We start from the raw sequence: 14,749 nt of genomic DNA, 5'->3' as shown, positions 1-14,749 counted from the left end.
CAACTCTCCAAAATGAAGAGGGTGTATTTAGTCAAAAGATCAACTGTAATGTGGTGTTGCGGATTTTCTTTTGTCTAAATTAGGCTGCCACACCAAGCCACTAGACAGGTAGTAACTATTGCCTGCGAGCGGGTGGCGTGGTCTTCAAGCCCCATAAGGGTACATCGAAAGCCCCAAACGTATCGCAAACCAGATTTCTCCATTCTGCGTAGAGGTTATGAGGGGCTCTGTTTCGGTAACAAAAAACCCCGCCGAAGCGAGGTTCTATTAATTAAGCATAATCCCTTGCCGGGGATAACGCTCAGATCGGAGATGTCAGGACCTCACGACCGTACTTACTTAACACACTGGTAGAATGATGATTAAAGTATAACCAACCATTACAAACTATATCGACCTCTCAGCCGATGCGGTTGGAGTTCCAGTCCAAATAGACTAAGTGACCAACTAGGCGGGATCGATAACAAGTGCCGCCTCTTTTACCTTGTTACCTGCTCTTTGCTTTAACGACCGAGCATAACATAAACAGTATACTATTTAGGCGCGGAATGCAATAGATTTCTCCTATTAATAAATTAAATAGAAAATATTGCTACTTAACTTCACTAATCATGGGATGAATGGCATCTTCAATCATAGTGCATGCCCACCTAACGCGACGTTTGGCAGAGTCTAGGTCTATACCTGTCTTCCTTGATAGCTCCTCTAAAATGTTTTGCGGGCTTTTGCATTGCTTATAGCGTTTAATAATTACATCACGAAGCGGATTACTTATTGGTAAAATTTCGTTAATACACTTTTCAACAAATTCGGCGTCATCTTTTTCTTTGGCGAGGCGAAGAGCGCCGAGTGTTGATTTGTTTGGTGCAATAATTTCTTTTACCTTAGCGATTAGCTCACTGCCTGTATATCCCATCTTTCTACAGCTATCAAAAGTGGCACGGATCAAAGTGGCTGAGCCGTCATCCCATTCATCCCTTGTCATTAATCGACCAATAACATTTATGTTTAGACCATCAGGCGAATCATCTCCTTGGTAGTTTCTACCCCATATGGTTAGCATGTATCTAGTCCATGGCCTTTCTGACTGACTTAGCTTTGGGAGTGACCCAAAAAGCTTTTTCCTCATTTCCTTTTCAGTTCTGAAGTAAGCTATTTGTTCAAATGAAGCCTTTCTCATCTCGCCTCCGGTAATACTGTGTGATGACCATCGCCACTTACTGAGTAGACAATAGATTTCTTCCTACGCTTTGCATCGCTAGTAACCAATACTGATAAGATGCCCATAGGTAGCTGAACCACGCTAAAGCTTTGCCTTTTTAGTGACTCTCTGGATAACCGTCTTGCCACAGTAATAGCAACTGGTAGGCTTTTGTATTTATCGCTCCTCATCTTTCAGCTCCTTCAACTTTGCTCGATAGTGATCACGTATCCGCTCATAATCCTCGCGCTTCCACTTTGGCAACTCATGAGAACTCATTAGGCGATCGAAACGCTCTTGACCAATTTTCTCTATGAGTCGAGGTGTGTAGTTTTCGATATTCCCCGATAGATGGTTATTACATGGTGCGCATTGTTTATGGACGTTATCTTCATCAAACCTAAGTTCTGGATTAGCACCAGTTGTTCGATAGTGTCCTGCGTGATACTGACCTTCATGAAATCGACCACACGAGATGCAAGGCTCATCCTTGTCTCTTTCTCTGATAAATGCGTTGAATGCGGTCTGTGCTTGCTTGGTGAAATATGAGAGGGGTTTTACTGCTAACTTGCGGGCTTTGAGTTTGTCTTTTGCTTTAACTTCCTTTTCTCTTTGCTCCTTTTTACGTTTCGCTAATATTTTTTCTTTTTCCTTATTTATTCGCCTTATTGCCAGTTCTGCTCCGTGTTCTGGACAACACCACCAAATATTACTGTATTTAGGGTGAAACCATTCTCGGCATATTTTACAGCGCCGTCGCCTTAGCTTCTGCATCTCCCCCTCCTTTGATTTTATCCATCACTTCCAAATGAGCGTATTCGTCAGCACACTTGCTACACACGTAAATTTCATCATCTGTTAACGGTCTATTGCATGACATGCAGTTCATTGAACGCCTCGCTTTACCGCACGTTTAGCTTCACGTCTAATGGCAATACCTAATCGCTCTAGCCACTCTCCGTATTTGAGTAGTGCTTCGGTTTCATCACTAATGCGAGGGAATCCATCCATTTCAATATCTACCTCAAACTTTCCAAAGTTATCTCTGGCAATAGATATTTTCTGCTCTAACTTTGTAGTCTCACTATTGTGAGTAACGTTATATTCCTTAAGAAATAGGTTTTCGTTTCTTTCAAACTTAACCAGTTCCATTTTTGTTGACTTGGTTTTCACACTCTCACCCCACTCAATAATGAATCAAACTTCATCAACATCGGATTACCCATGCCTGAGACGTTGGCCTTATCGACAAATTTCATGGGCCGTGCTTTAAACTCTCTCGCCTTTTGTCTAACTACTTTCACCTCAGCTCTATCGTCGGCATATGATTTGATTAGCTGTATCGCGTTATCACAAACAACAAACTTCCTTGCGCTATCTCCATATTTATCTATTGCCCTTATTTTCTTAAGAACTGCTATTGTTTCTCGACATTGATTTATTGTTAAATCTGTCACTGCAAACGCTGTTTTTGTATCAAATACATCTAAGTGCCTAACGGATTTGATAATTGTGATTGCGTTTTCTATTGAAAAGTTATCTCTAGCCATAACTATTCATCCTGTTCCCTTTTCAATTTCATGTACTCGCTATCTTCTGGAGTAGTTAGTATTAAACCGAACTGTGAAGCCCATGCCTCAACTCTCTGCAAGAAGTGATGCATATCCCCTTTATCTAACCTTGAGGTGTGCTTAAGTGTCTCTCGTTGCGTTTTTTCGCCTGTTAACACATCGGTGTATTCAGTTACCTCAAATCCCAAGTAAGTGGCCTTTAAACTTTCCTTCACCCACACTTCAGTGCAGAACTCACGACCAGACTTAATCAAGTAGTCGCTGATTTCTTTGTACCAAACATGGCTTAATGAGTTTTGAGAGAGGCTTCTTTTTGGTTTGTAAGGCTTGATGGTGACACTGAGTTTTGGGTGGGATTTAAGTAGTTCAATTACGTTGTTATCAAATAGATTTTTCGTTGATTCGTGTAGACAGAAGTTCTCCATAATTACCTCGTGCATTCCAATACTCGACTGCTAATTCCATATTTTTAGCAATAGGCCCTCTTGCGCCACAGCGATTACACTGAACAAATGAATTGCTGAATACCTGCATTACTTCAATATTTTCAGATTCGCAATGGTGGCAAGGTTTTAATTCACTCACTGTTAGCCTCCTGATGATATTGCTCAAACCAGAAAACAACTGGTTTATCGACTAATTCAATCATTCCGAAACGTTCTGCTGTTCTGAAATTTACTGAATACAGCCTAGCTCTATCTGCCTGCCGTTTTATTTCGTGTCGAAAATCTTCAATTGAGTATGTTTTTTTGAATAAGTTACATGGAGCACACGCGGGGACAAGATTTTCAGTTGTGTCATTGTTAGCAATAAAATCAGGGCCACGAAGAACCGGCTCTACATGATCTGCATGCCAGCCTTTTTCTGGTAACTCACAACCGCAGTAAGCACATCGACCACCGAACAACATTTTCAATTTTCCGCGTTGTTTTTTAGTCACTGTTAGCTCTCCTGTTCCATGCTGCTATGGCTTTCTGCTTGCTATCATTAAATCCCGTCTCCGCTTCGCATGAATTACACTCTGCCTTGTAGTATGTTTTATCGTCAAATTCTTCATAATCATACGTGCCAACAAAAATCCGGTCACATCCGCAAAACGGGCATTTCTTTAGTTCGCTCATCATTCACCCTCTGGCATTGGTGGGAGTGGCAGGTCTTTGATGTACATCCAGTGGTCGAATGTTTCCAGTGGAGCCGAATCATAGTCGCTGTTATTGTGTGGTATCCATCTAAGTTCTTCGCAGTCAACACCGCATGAAATTAGCTCATATGTTATGTTCTGGATATGTTCGCCATAGACAACAATTACCGCCTCGCCTTCGGTTGGTAATTTGTCCTTCGTCTTAACCCAATTAGTTCCCTGCATTAGAGCCTCCCCACGATCTGTTTGATTCTTGAAATTTAAACCTTTCATCACTCAACACCTCGATTAATTGCTAGCCATAAACTCACACTTGCTAACTCGCATATATGCTTTGCCCCTTGGAAAGCATCTATCCAATTTTCTTCTCAGTGGGGTAACTTTAATTTTAAGAGGGGTTTCTGAAATATTTATGAGTGGGTTGTTTATCCACTGCTGGTTATCAATTAATTTATCGTAATTTTTGTAGCAGTAGTCTAAATCTGGATACGGATAATCTTTGTGAAACAATGTTCCTTTCATCTAAAAATCCTCTTGCGTGTTAACACTCAATTTCTTCATCTGCGTATTCGTTGCTTAGATTGCTTAATACAGCCTGATCTAACCCACCGCGAGCGTTAGTGAAGTAATATGTTTTTTCTGCACCGGGTGCGTGCCGTGATTTCGTGCAAATAATCTCAGTAATTCCTTTTAGTTCTGACTGTGGGTTATATTTTTCATCACGATAAATCATGAAGATAACGTCTGCTTCCTGCTCAATAACGCCTGACTCTCTCAAATCAGCATTAACAGGGCGTTTGTTTGTTCGTTGCTCTAAGTTACGGTTTAACTGGGCAAGTGCGACTACGGGGCACTTAAGCTCTTTCGCGAGGTTTTTTAACCCTGTTGCAATTTCACCTACTGACTGATTCATATTTTCAGGGTTGGTCATTTTCATTTTCTGCAAGTAGTCAACGATAATGACACCTAAACCACCCGTTTTTTTGTGCATTTTCCTAGCGTCAGCGCGTATTTCATGAATACTCATTGATGGTCGGTCATTGATATAAATCGGTGATTCTTGAATGTCAGCAAGCGCATGAGATAACTTAGCCCAAGCCTCGTCCATGTTGATTTTCGATTTATCATCACCGAGTAAGTCTTGCTTGTTAACGCCTGCATGATGAAATGAAATTCGTTCTGATATCTGCCATGACGGCATTTCAAGGCTATAAAAAACAACAGGTTTCTTTTGCTTCAATCCGATTGCTTTTGAAATCGCTGTACTGAACATGGTTTTTCCCATGCCAGGACGACCACCAACAACAATCAAATCGGTATTATTAAACCCACCAAATGCTTTATCGATATCATTTAAACCAAATTGAGTTTTATATTTCCAGATGTCACCGTTGATCATCGATTCAAGAATATTTATCGACTCATTCACACCGTCCATGATGTGCTGTGTTTCAACAACACTACCTGTGTCCATTGATGAGATTGTGGATTGAACCTCACCGACAACATCAACGAGGTTACTAACGTTTGATGAGCTAATCTTCGCAATGCCTTCATTGAGAACAGCAAGCGTTTTGCGTGCTGTGGTTAGATCCTTAATCTTCTGAACATAACCGGGTAACATTTGAATACTAGGTGTATTCTTTGCGCATTCAGCAAGATAACCGAACCCACCCCGCATTTTTACGTTTTCTTGCTGCTCAATCTCACTGTTAAGCAAGATTATATCTATCTTAGAACCACTTCTTACTAGGCTCTTCATGGCTCTAAGGATGAATTTATGATTTGCAGAAGTGAAATCGTCATCAACTAAACTTTCAATGGCTGAGATAGCTATCTCTTCGGTTTCGGATGTGGCACTTAATATTCCACCGATAACCGCCTGCTCTGAGTAATAATCCGTGAATTTATTTTCCATTAAACAATCCCTTTTTTCCGTTCGGTATATTCGCGCTTGGCTTGTTCGTAGGTTTGCGACCATCTTGTCGGCGTTAAGATCCAGTCAAGAGTTAACCACCCCTTGTCTTGCAGACCAGTGAATAAACTTGATTGAGATATCAGCTTGAAGCAGGTGTCCATATGTTTTACTTCACGCCATTGCCCCTTGTTAGTTTTTCCATTCCAGACAGCTTCCAAATCTTTGTAAGCAGGTCTGCGTGATGTCCACTCATGAAAATCAATGGCTCTTTCAGGAACGTATTTATTCCAGATTTTAATTAACTCTTCATGAGGGCAATCGACAGGATTGATACCGTCGCGGCTTTTCCACTTGAGCGCATCTGACAGGTAGCCATCGAAGCGAGTCATTCGACATAAACTCTGCGGTTTTAAATCTTTTCCATTCTTCCAAGTCTTAACAGCCCACTCCATCACAAGTTTAATTTCATCAGGTGTGAAGCATTCGCCTTTTGACTTGATGGTGTTAAGCGCTTTTAGGATGGGTTCCGTAGATTGAAATTTAGAATTGGTTAGCTGATTAAAATAATCGAGAATTTCTAGAGCGATATTTTCCCCAGCGGGGGTAAGGGGGATCTTGTCTTTATTGTCTTTTGTATTATTGTCTTTTGTGTTTGACTGTTTCGGTAAAGTGGTTTTTACCGTTTTAGTAAAGCTATTCTTTACCGTTTCGGTAAAACTTTTACTGTTTCGGTCAATATCAGTTTCCCACTCGGAAATATTTTTATTCATTCCAATTTTTCGACCTTCCTGAATAAAAACTTTCATCCGAACTAATTGATTTTTAGCGGTTGAGCATTTAGTGCTATCAATCTTTGTCATGCTTTCAAGTTGTTCATTTCCAACCCAATCCATTTTTTTATTAAAGCCGTATGTTTTTCTCCATACAGCCATAACCATTAATAATTGGTGCTTGGTTAATCCAGCAAGCATGATTGCATCTAATAACTCATTCGCTATTCTGGTGTAGCCATTATCAAGATCTGCCACGTTAGGCCTCTCTTGCCGTCGTTGATTACCAAAAACTGCATATGCAACGTTATCTCTCATCGCTCTTACCTCCTAGTACCTGTTGACGATGTTCAGTGCGTATTTTTGCATCCTCAAGTATTTCTCTGAGGCACTTAACACCGTCCTGAGTCACCAATCTGTTAAAGCGATTTCTAGCGTTGTTTTTATGCACAGCACTATGATTAAATCTTTGTTTCATGGTATAATTCCCTTATTCCTAAGCTGTATCAGACAAGAGAAACCTAAATTCCCCTTGTCGAAATTACTGGTTATTGATACAGTATATTTGTTAGTTTAAATGGTTAAGTCCATTTGTTGAGAAGCCTCAGTTACCGCTGGGGCTTTTCTTTTAATCTTTCCCTTCCCTTCAAGAGCCTGAATAACCCTTTCTGCATAATCACCTTCAAGAACAACTTTCGTTGGATTCTCACTGATATTTACAGAGTCAGGGGGTAACCCGAACTTACTCACCAACTGGCAAGCTAAATCGAATATTCTGGCTTTATCTCGACTGGATTTTGATGGGTGTATTCCTAGCGCCTTAGCGAGTCCGTTATTACCGACTGAATACATTTGTTGAATGTAAAACGTCATCAATTCGTTTGATGAACACTCTACTTTGATATTTTTTGCACATTCCATTTGTTAAATTCCTTCTTAGATTACTTCCCATATTGGGAACAGCAGTAATGATCCGTGGCTCATTCCATATGAGCGGATTGTTTGCCCCAAGAGTGCCTAGAGCGAGTTAGTGATGTTAAAGAACGAATGATGCTTACTGATAACGTTGCGGATAAAGAATTTCTAATTCAGTTATTTTTCCGCGATAAAAATTTGCTAGTTTTTCTGCTATATCCAAAGATGCTGTCTGAATCCCTCTTTCTAACCTAGAAAGATTTCCAACATCAAAATTTATAGCGCTAGCTACTTCGGATATTGTCAGCTTCTGCTCAAGCCGAACTTTCCTTAATGGTGTTTGCATATCACACTCCTTATTGATGCGCTACACGCATATTAACACATAATAAAATATGCGCAACACGCTTTGTGTTGTGCGCATAAATAAAGTTGAATTAATGTATGAAAATAGGAACAAGAATTCGAGATTTAAGAAAAAAGAAGGGATTAACTATCCTTCAGTTGGCCACCGCAATTAATAGCGATGTGGGTAATATCTCTCGCCTTGAAAGAAATATTCAAGGCTACTCAGAAAATACATTAGTTAAAATAGCTGAAGCTCTCGGAGTGTCAGTAGCTGATTTATTTTCAGAAAATACAACTCAGCCTGATGAAATCGAATATATCGGCGCAGTACCATCAGGAATGGTTCAAGTGCGTGGTGAGGCATTCTTAGGTGTTGATGGTGCCGTTGATATGATCGAGGCTCACAATGGCTGGCTGAAGATATACAGCGACGATAAAGACGCATACGGGCTTAAGGTTAAGGGTGACAGTATGTGGCCACGCATTCAGTCAGGTGAATTTGTTGTGGTTGAGCCAAATACAACAGTCAGATCTGGTGATGAAGTTTTTGTGCGTACGGTTGAAGGTCACAATATGATTAAGATTTTCAGCAAAACTCGTGATGGAGACTATCAGTTTTCCAGTATAAACAACTCACACAAGCCTATAACTTTATCACCAGATCAAGTTGACACCATGCACTATGTGTCAGCCATCGTTAAACCAATTAAATATATAGACGCTTGCGAAAAAACAGGTCGAGCGTTGTTTTAATGGCCTGACGACACGTTTTAGAGTAAATAAATATTAATTAAAATGAGAATATGATATGGGTATGCCTCAGAAAAGAGCTATCGAAAAGCTAGGTTTGATTTTTAATCACATAGATAATCTAACCAAATTAGATCGGTTCACATTTGAGCAAATGTTAAAAGACTCTGAGTATTTAGATGATGAGCCGACAATGTACATGGTTAAAGCCCTTGCGTATGGGGCTTATCAAGATAATAAAAATGCTTTAAAGTACTTCGATATTGCAATGAAGTATGGCGATATTAGCGTTGCTAAAAACTATATAACTTATTTGACAAAAACTTTACAATTCAAATTAAGCTACAAGAAATCAATTGAACTTGCTAATAAATATGATAATCAATACCTCACATTTATGGCAAGGAACATAGCTTATTCCTTTGCCGATATAAAAAATTCCTCACTACTGACAGAAAAACTTGTTAAACTACACGGGAATGTAAATCTAGATCAATACCCATATCTTGATTTTTCTCAACCATTAACTGAGTTAGAGGTTTTTATGAAGTCTGGCAAAATATCAGAGCCGAATGCTAGATGGATCGTTGAAAAAGCTAATGAAGTTGCAGCCAGTAAAAAAATAAGATGTTTATCTAGCGAATTTTATACAAGTTCAGATAATAACGACTTTGCGGTTATTGTTTCAGTTACAACTTCAGATCCTGATGTACTTTCAGATATGGATATAGAAATAGCATGCGCATTAGCTGAAAATAGTGATTTATCAGATAAAAATGTTACAGCATGGTTCCGTAGCGATGAAAGTAAAGAAAACTATGCGGAGCTATTGAGATGAGTGTAACAGCGAAAGATTTTTTGGATTTAGCGAAAAGCAATCTATCAGAAAATAGTAGCGAAATGGAGCATAGAAACTGTATATCAAGAGCATATTATTCACTATATCATGCAACATGTTCATCGCTAATTTACTGTCCACCAACTACCCATCAAGGCGTTATTAATTATTTGTTTAGCCCAGCAGAAAGAAAAAAAGAGCCAGTTGATCAAAAAATATTAATATCTGTTGGTGCTGTTCTTAAGCAACAAATAATAAAAAGACATATGGCTGATTATGAGTTGAATAAACAGGTTTTTAAAAGCGAAGCTGAGTCCAGTGTTATGGCAATTGAAAAGACGATAAAAAAACTTGAAGATTAATTACTAATACTAACTATCAAGCCCTCTCCGCGAGGGCTTTTTTGTGCCCTATCCCCTCCAAAGAAGTGATCTGCATTCCAATCTGAGATTTATTTGAAAATAAATTCCTTTTAAATATCAAAGAAATAAGAAATATTCTTCTCACGCATTTATTTAAATGCAAATATGCGCTTGACGCATTTGCGCATAATGCATATTATTATCTCATCAACGGCAAGGAGCCAAAGGTAAACGGATTTAGTTCTTTAACAATTAGGAAGAAATGATTCAGGCATTCTTGAATCACCACTGAGTGGTTTTTGGTGAGCAATAAATCTCAACCAAAGATCACTTAGGAGGCAAATATGGCAACGATAAAAGTCATTGAAAGAAGTAGTTACTCTCAACGTAGATATGAGCGCAGGGCTGATTTCCTAGCTCGTAAACGTGAAGAGATAAAAACTCCAAGTCGCTCAGTGGAAGAAATTTGGGATTCGATATTTGGCGTTGAGAAGAAAGAACGCCCTGTTCTATCTCTCAAACCAACAAAGCATTATCCAAGTGGAGATAACTGTTGCTTACCTAATGTAGCAGTATTTTCAGGAGTTAAAACAAAACAGCCGAGCAGTGAGTTCGGGGTTACGGCGAGATAAAGCCCACGGATGGGCTTAGTCATGAAAGCCAAGTTTTGTTTTGGTAGCTTCAAGGAATAGCTTGGTAGCAATACTTGCATTAGCAAATGCATAATCAACCATTCTGCTAACAACAGCTTCAGCGCCCTTTTCTTTTACCATATCGAGAAGAGTTTTTTTATATTCATCAGGTAGGTTAACGGCTCTGATCATTGCTTCTAAGTTTTTAATGGTGCTTTCGTGAATTTTTATGTTAACAACGTTTAATTTGTTACCAAGAGTATCGGCATTAGCGCAGTCAACACCATCAGCGGTTAACCCCACTTTGTGAATATTAAAAGAATAGGGCTCATCATCGACAACACCGATTCTCACAGCACCGTCTTGTACTAACCCTCTTTTTTGCAAATAGTCCAACTCTCTTGCTAGTTGGTCTTCTCCGAATTCTTCCAGTAACTCGTTAAATTTATCCTGAGTTATTGGTTTCATTAAGAATTCTCTATTATTTAATGCTTGAATAATCATTTCTTGCCTCTCAGATAGAACGTGCATGTTGTTTTCCTTTTTCATTGGTGGGGGTGAACACATTGTAATCAATTTCTTTGGTGGGGACTAGAGAAACCACTGACGCCCTAAGTGGATAAATAAACGGGCACAGTTAACTAATTACAGTCCATTCTGTGGGCTGTGGTGAGATAGCTTTTTTAGACCAATAAACCAAAGGCGATAAATCGGTCTCGCCATATTTACTAAGCACCGTTTGAATCGGAGGATTTATGTAAGTGTTCAAATCTAAACTGAGAGAAAAATAAATATTATGCCGATCCTATTCATGGCTTGAATAGCGTTAGCCCATGACGATATATGGGCAACTAACCAGAGTTCATTGCTTAGTGGGCTGTGGTGAGTTGATTAATAGGAGTTAATTATGGAAAAAGATATCGAAGAATTCGACGATCATCCAGATGATGATATGCGCCAATATCAGGATTATCCGCATGAATACGACTTTTAACACCAATCAATGGTGCAGTCAGTTCAAAAAATGCAAAGGGTGCAATCTTGATGCTGAGTGCATGGTTAAGCCAGATGAAATGGCTTTAGTTGTAGAAGATGGAAAAATTGTCGATAAATGGGCGGTGAGGACTGCCACTATGATCGAAAGAGAGCTTAAGCGAAAAACGGAAAACTAATAGCTGTTCGTGAGTTAAGTTTCTTGAATGGCTTGGTGATTAATAGATAGGAGATAGAGATGGAAATATGGTTTAAGGAATTTGAGTCACATGGGCGTCAGGTTCTAGTTAAAAAAGCCCACAACGCCGAAGAATCAAAGGTTGGAATTCAATATTGCTGGCCTGAAGAAATATTTGAAGTCGAAGTTGGTCCGTGGATAGCTTATGACGAAGACGATGATGAAAGTTGCGAACAAGCAAATAAAGCTCGCGACGAACTATTTGAAGCTACCAATCAAGAAGTTGTAGATAACGCAGTTAGTGAAATAATTCAAATGCTTAAACTGGGTGATTAGCATCGCACTTGGTTAATAACGGAGGGAGTATGACATGCCAATGTTCAAGGTAGCTTGCAAATGGAATGGCGAGCCTTGGGAAAAGGATATTGAAGCAGAAGATGAAGGTGATTGTGCAGAGCATATTTATTTATGGGCAGTAATTGGAGCTAAGGCAAACATCACGGAATTAGATATCAAAGAAATACCTCAGCAGTAACCCACCGTACCAACACCAGATAACCACCCTATCGCTCACCTAGCGAGGTAAAAATGAAAACTAACTATTACAGCGCTATGCGTGATTGCATGGCGGTGCGTATCACTACGCCTCAAGCACGTAAAAATAAACACACGCCATCGTGGTTATTCACTTTAGCTGTGGTCATTGTGACAACCATTGGCGTAATACCGACATTTGTAAGCTGAGGTGATTATGAAAAAAATATCCTTCAGCTACTCGAACGGAACTCGGGTAATTCACGATAAAACAGTCATGGAATTTGACGATAGTAGCAAGCTTAGCATTGAGACAGGAAGTTTCGCTGAGCTGGCTAAATTAACGGAAATCGACCCAGTGGAAGCCCTGCAATGGATTATGCAGTTCGACAAGGAAGAGATTGACAGGATTGTCAATGAAGCAAGCAAGAATGCCCCTATTTCTAAGCTGGCTCTGCTAAGGAGGGTTGCGTGACTCAGGTTCTAGATATGTGTTGTGGCAGTCGCATGTTCTGGTTTGACAAGGAAGATAATCGAGCAATTTACAGCGACATCCGCGCAGAGAAGCATATTTTATGTGATGGCAGGAAGCTAAATATCACTCCAAACATTATCGCTGATTTTAAAAACCTCCCCTTTCCTGACGGTTCATTTTATCAAGTTATATTCGACCCACCTCATTTAATCAGGGTTGGCCACAACGGATGGATGTTTAAAAAGTATGGGAGATTAAATAAAGAGTCATGGAAAGACGATTTATCAAAAGGATTTAGTGAAGCATTTAGAGTGCTCAAGCCAAACGGAACATTGGCATTCAAGTGGAATGAAACGCAAATACCTACCAAGCAAGTTTTAGCGCTAACCGACCAAAAACCAACAATAGTACAGCGTGTCGGTAAGAACGATAAAACGCATTGGGTGCTGTTTATTAAGGAGGAGTTATGAGCAACTCAAAGCAATGGTTAGAAGAATTACGCAGGAAGCGTAAAGAATCGCAGGAACGCGAACGCAATGAATTTATGTATCAAACGGAAGTGTTAGGACGACAAGGACTGTCATTGCCAATGAAGGACTTTCAGGGAGATTTTCAATGAACGTTTCTAACTCATACCCTACCGATAAATACCCTCAATTAACATCTCCATCATTAGCAAAAAACAGAGAGGAAGCTCTGTCTCAGGCTATTGCAATGATTGAGGGTCATTTGCCGAATACGAGCGTAAAGGAAAGAGAAAAGCGACTTGCAATGGAACTGCTACACATGAACTTGGACGCATCGAAAAATCACCCTCCTATCCCTCCGCATATTCAAGCGTTACGTGATGCAGAAAGGAGCTCTGCACCGAGCAATAAATTTGAAGTCGATTACTACGGAAGCGATCGGCGTCAAGGTCAGTATCTTGGAGATTAACATGACTGCTGTATATAAAGCGATTAGCAATGTAGCCAAGGAAATGGCTGAAACAGGAATAAAGAAAGGAAGTAAAAATCAACAGCAAGGGTTTATGTTCAGAGGGATTGACGCTGTATATAACGCTCTTGCACCAGCTTTAGTTAAGCATGGATTGCTTATTCTTCCACGGATCATTGAACGCACAGTCACAGAAAGACAAACGCAAAGAGGTGGCCAATTATTCTACGTTGTTGTTAAGGCTGAGTTTGATTTTGTCGCCACGGAAGATGGCAGTAAGCACACGGTAGTAACTTATGGCGAAGCTATGGATAGCGGAGATAAAGCCACAAATAAAGCCATGTCGATTGCATATAAATACGCGGCATTTCAAGCGTTCTGTATTCCAACAGAAGAAACAGCAATTGATGCAGATGCGGAAATTCATAACGTAGCGCCACGGACGGCAGAGCAGGTGTTAGCTGATTACACTAACTTCCTTGGCACAGCAACAAATCAGTCACAAATCATGGATGAGTACAAAAAAGCATGGAATGCATTGGCTGGTACTGAATCACAAAAGGAATGTGAGCGTTTAACAGGAATTCGGATTAAAGAACTTAAGGAAGCTGCATAATGGCAAGTAAAGGCGTGAATAAATGTATTCTCATTGGTCACTTAGGGCAGGATCCAGAAATCCGCTATATGCCGAGTGGTGGTGCAGTAGCAAATCTCACACTGGCCACATCGGAATCGTGGCGTGATAAACAAACCGGTGAGATGAAAGAAAAAACCGAGTGGCATCGAGTATGCATCTTCGGCAAATTAGCAGAAATCGCAGGTGAATACCTAAGAAAAGGAAGTCAGGTATACATCGAGGGCTCTCTGCAAACCAGAAAATGGCAAGACCAAAGCGGGCAAGATCGATACACAACAGAAGTCGTTGTGAATGTCGGCGGTTCTATGCAGATGTTAGGCGGTAACAGTGGTAATACGGCAGGAAGCCAGAAGCCACAACAGAATCAAGGATGGGGTCAGCCACAGCAACCGCAACAGCCTAAACAACAAACTCCACAATACCCTGAGCCACCAATAGATTTTTCAGATGATATTCCGTTCGCTCCTATCGGACTCCCCTACCCACGCCACGCTATTTATGTGATTTAACCAAAGGATATAACCATTACTCAGTGCAAGGATGCAAACAG

Annotated in this window: 31 protein-coding genes; 14 read left to right on the top strand and 17 right to left on the bottom strand. The window is 40.1% G+C overall.

Translation table 11 applies throughout. The features are described 5' to 3' along the window. Window positions 1-592 precede the first annotated feature (592 nt). The 16 genes from DK866_RS15110 to DK866_RS15040 form a co-directional block, all read right to left on the bottom strand. Entirely contained in the window at window positions 593-1,180 is a 588-nt protein-coding gene (locus DK866_RS15110; RefSeq protein ID WP_244179714.1) for a hypothetical protein, read from the bottom strand. Beyond that, window positions 1,177-1,392 (bottom strand): hypothetical protein, encoded by a 216-nt coding sequence (locus DK866_RS15105; protein WP_087726538.1) that lies wholly within the window; start codon window positions 1,390-1,392, stop codon window positions 1,177-1,179. Before DK866_RS15105 ends, DK866_RS15110 begins: the two co-directional genes overlap by 4 nt. Further along, entirely contained in the window at window positions 1,379-1,975 is a 597-nt protein-coding gene (locus DK866_RS15100; protein ID WP_109409564.1) for a recombination protein NinG, read from the bottom strand. The genes DK866_RS15105 and DK866_RS15100 overlap by 14 nt, the downstream gene beginning before the upstream one ends. Then, window positions 1,947-2,081 carry a hypothetical protein gene (locus DK866_RS20275; RefSeq protein WP_279629004.1) on the bottom strand — a complete coding sequence of 45 codons (135 nt, stop codon included), beginning with the start codon at window positions 2,079-2,081 and terminating at the stop codon, window positions 1,947-1,949. Before DK866_RS20275 ends, DK866_RS15100 begins: the two co-directional genes overlap by 29 nt. A 5-nt stretch (window positions 2,082-2,086) precedes the next feature. Beyond that, complete coding sequence (locus tag DK866_RS15095; protein WP_162557012.1) at window positions 2,087-2,353, bottom strand: hypothetical protein; 267 nt, start codon at window positions 2,351-2,353, stop codon at window positions 2,087-2,089. Window positions 2,354-2,370: 17 nt separating this feature from the next. Then, window positions 2,371-2,751, bottom strand: coding sequence for a hypothetical protein (locus DK866_RS15090; RefSeq protein WP_109409562.1), 381 nt, complete (start codon window positions 2,749-2,751; stop codon window positions 2,371-2,373). Between the two features lie 2 nt (window positions 2,752-2,753). Further along, window positions 2,754-3,197 carry a recombination protein NinB gene (locus DK866_RS15085; protein ID WP_109409561.1) on the bottom strand — a complete coding sequence of 148 codons (444 nt, stop codon included), beginning with the start codon at window positions 3,195-3,197 and terminating at the stop codon, window positions 2,754-2,756. Continuing rightward, entirely contained in the window at window positions 3,154-3,357 is a 204-nt protein-coding gene (locus tag DK866_RS15080; RefSeq protein WP_109409560.1) for a Lar family restriction alleviation protein, read from the bottom strand. The genes DK866_RS15085 and DK866_RS15080 overlap by 44 nt, the downstream gene beginning before the upstream one ends. Further along, window positions 3,350-3,682 (bottom strand): HNH endonuclease, encoded by a 333-nt coding sequence (locus DK866_RS15075; protein WP_109409587.1) that lies wholly within the window; start codon window positions 3,680-3,682, stop codon window positions 3,350-3,352. Before DK866_RS15075 ends, DK866_RS15080 begins: the two co-directional genes overlap by 8 nt. Window positions 3,683-3,704: 22 nt before the next feature. Beyond that, window positions 3,705-3,893 carry a Lar family restriction alleviation protein gene (locus tag DK866_RS20350; RefSeq protein ID WP_162557015.1) on the bottom strand — a complete coding sequence of 63 codons (189 nt, stop codon included), beginning with the start codon at window positions 3,891-3,893 and terminating at the stop codon, window positions 3,705-3,707. After that, a complete protein-coding gene (locus DK866_RS15065) occupies window positions 3,893-4,186 on the bottom strand; it encodes a hypothetical protein (protein ID WP_109409558.1) in 294 nt (97 codons plus the stop codon). The genes DK866_RS20350 and DK866_RS15065 overlap by 1 nt, the downstream gene beginning before the upstream one ends. Before the next feature lie 15 nt (window positions 4,187-4,201). After that, the gene (locus tag DK866_RS15060; RefSeq protein ID WP_109409557.1) at window positions 4,202-4,435 is read right to left on the bottom strand and encodes a hypothetical protein; all 234 of its coding nucleotides are present in this window, start codon (window positions 4,433-4,435) and stop codon (window positions 4,202-4,204) included. Window positions 4,436-4,454: 19 nt separating this feature from the next. Beyond that, window positions 4,455-5,831, bottom strand: coding sequence for a replicative DNA helicase (locus DK866_RS15055; protein WP_109409556.1), 1,377 nt, complete (start codon window positions 5,829-5,831; stop codon window positions 4,455-4,457). Beyond that, entirely contained in the window at window positions 5,831-6,919 is a 1,089-nt protein-coding gene (locus DK866_RS15050; protein ID WP_109409555.1) for a replication protein, read from the bottom strand. Before DK866_RS15050 ends, DK866_RS15055 begins: the two co-directional genes overlap by 1 nt. 255 nt (window positions 6,920-7,174) lie before the next feature. Continuing rightward, complete coding sequence (locus tag DK866_RS15045; RefSeq protein ID WP_244179713.1) at window positions 7,175-7,474, bottom strand: hypothetical protein; 300 nt, start codon at window positions 7,472-7,474, stop codon at window positions 7,175-7,177. Window positions 7,475-7,655: 181 nt separating this feature from the next. Then, window positions 7,656-7,862 (bottom strand): helix-turn-helix domain-containing protein, encoded by a 207-nt coding sequence (locus DK866_RS15040; protein WP_109409553.1) that lies wholly within the window; start codon window positions 7,860-7,862, stop codon window positions 7,656-7,658. 98 nt (window positions 7,863-7,960) lie between these two features. Between DK866_RS15040 and DK866_RS15035 the strand changes: the two genes are divergently transcribed. The 4 genes from DK866_RS15035 (at window position 7,961) to DK866_RS15020 (ending at window position 10,446) form a co-directional block, all read left to right on the top strand. Beyond that, complete coding sequence (locus DK866_RS15035) at window positions 7,961-8,617, top strand: XRE family transcriptional regulator (protein ID WP_109409552.1); 657 nt, start codon at window positions 7,961-7,963, stop codon at window positions 8,615-8,617. Window positions 8,618-8,672: 55 nt separating this feature from the next. Next, window positions 8,673-9,452 (top strand): hypothetical protein, encoded by a 780-nt coding sequence (locus DK866_RS15030; protein WP_109409551.1) that lies wholly within the window; start codon window positions 8,673-8,675, stop codon window positions 9,450-9,452. Further along, entirely contained in the window at window positions 9,449-9,814 is a 366-nt protein-coding gene (locus DK866_RS15025; protein WP_109409550.1) for a hypothetical protein, read from the top strand. The genes DK866_RS15030 and DK866_RS15025 overlap by 4 nt, the downstream gene beginning before the upstream one ends. Before the next feature lie 344 nt (window positions 9,815-10,158). Further along, window positions 10,159-10,446, top strand: a complete 288-nt coding sequence (locus tag DK866_RS15020) for a hypothetical protein (RefSeq protein WP_109409549.1) — start codon at window positions 10,159-10,161, stop codon at window positions 10,444-10,446. Between the two features lie 15 nt (window positions 10,447-10,461). Here DK866_RS15020 and DK866_RS15015 read toward each other — a convergent pair whose 3' ends face one another. Continuing rightward, window positions 10,462-10,977 (bottom strand): hypothetical protein, encoded by a 516-nt coding sequence (locus DK866_RS15015; RefSeq protein WP_109409548.1) that lies wholly within the window; start codon window positions 10,975-10,977, stop codon window positions 10,462-10,464. Between the two features lie 446 nt (window positions 10,978-11,423). Here DK866_RS15015 and DK866_RS15010 point away from each other — a divergent pair, with 446 nt between their 5' ends. Genes DK866_RS15010 through DK866_RS14980 form a run of 10 tightly spaced genes read left to right on the top strand, consistent with a single transcriptional unit; the run spans window position 11,424 to window position 14,708 of the window. Further along, the gene (locus tag DK866_RS15010; protein ID WP_109409547.1) at window positions 11,424-11,618 is read left to right on the top strand and encodes an antirestriction Ral family protein; all 195 of its coding nucleotides are present in this window, start codon (window positions 11,424-11,426) and stop codon (window positions 11,616-11,618) included. Between the two features lie 59 nt (window positions 11,619-11,677). Continuing rightward, window positions 11,678-11,953: a hypothetical protein gene (locus tag DK866_RS15005; RefSeq protein WP_109409546.1), complete on the top strand. Its 276-nt coding sequence runs from the start codon at window positions 11,678-11,680 to the stop codon at window positions 11,951-11,953. A 34-nt stretch (window positions 11,954-11,987) separates the two neighbouring features. Continuing rightward, entirely contained in the window at window positions 11,988-12,152 is a 165-nt protein-coding gene (locus DK866_RS19840; protein ID WP_162557014.1) for a hypothetical protein, read from the top strand. A 53-nt stretch (window positions 12,153-12,205) separates the two neighbouring features. Further along, the gene (locus DK866_RS19980; RefSeq protein ID WP_167395492.1) at window positions 12,206-12,361 is read left to right on the top strand and encodes a hypothetical protein; all 156 of its coding nucleotides are present in this window, start codon (window positions 12,206-12,208) and stop codon (window positions 12,359-12,361) included. Between the two features lie 7 nt (window positions 12,362-12,368). Then, window positions 12,369-12,626: a hypothetical protein gene (locus DK866_RS15000; protein WP_109409545.1), complete on the top strand. Its 258-nt coding sequence runs from the start codon at window positions 12,369-12,371 to the stop codon at window positions 12,624-12,626. 32 nt (window positions 12,627-12,658) lie between these two features. After that, window positions 12,659-13,096 (top strand): SAM-dependent methyltransferase, encoded by a 438-nt coding sequence (locus DK866_RS14995; RefSeq protein WP_109409586.1) that lies wholly within the window; start codon window positions 12,659-12,661, stop codon window positions 13,094-13,096. After that, the gene (locus tag DK866_RS19975) at window positions 13,093-13,245 is read left to right on the top strand and encodes a hypothetical protein (RefSeq protein WP_167395491.1); all 153 of its coding nucleotides are present in this window, start codon (window positions 13,093-13,095) and stop codon (window positions 13,243-13,245) included. Before DK866_RS14995 ends, DK866_RS19975 begins: the two co-directional genes overlap by 4 nt. Further along, window positions 13,242-13,562: a hypothetical protein gene (locus DK866_RS14990; RefSeq protein ID WP_109409544.1), complete on the top strand. Its 321-nt coding sequence runs from the start codon at window positions 13,242-13,244 to the stop codon at window positions 13,560-13,562. Before DK866_RS19975 ends, DK866_RS14990 begins: the two co-directional genes overlap by 4 nt. A 1-nt stretch (window position 13,563) precedes the next feature. Next, entirely contained in the window at window positions 13,564-14,178 is a 615-nt protein-coding gene (locus DK866_RS14985) for an ERF family protein (protein WP_109409543.1), read from the top strand. Continuing rightward, on the top strand, window positions 14,178-14,708 hold the full coding sequence (locus tag DK866_RS14980) for a single-stranded DNA-binding protein (RefSeq protein ID WP_109409542.1): 531 nt from the start codon (window positions 14,178-14,180) through the stop codon (window positions 14,706-14,708). Before DK866_RS14985 ends, DK866_RS14980 begins: the two co-directional genes overlap by 1 nt. The last annotated feature ends 41 nt before the right edge of the window (window positions 14,709-14,749 follow it).

Origin of the sequence: Proteus genomosp. 4 str. ATCC 51469 (assembly GCF_003144375.1) — a bacterium.
GTDB lineage: Bacteria > Pseudomonadota > Gammaproteobacteria > Enterobacterales > Enterobacteriaceae > Proteus.
Note: the sequence above shows the minus strand (reverse complement) of the source record. Positions and strands in the feature narration are given on the sequence as shown.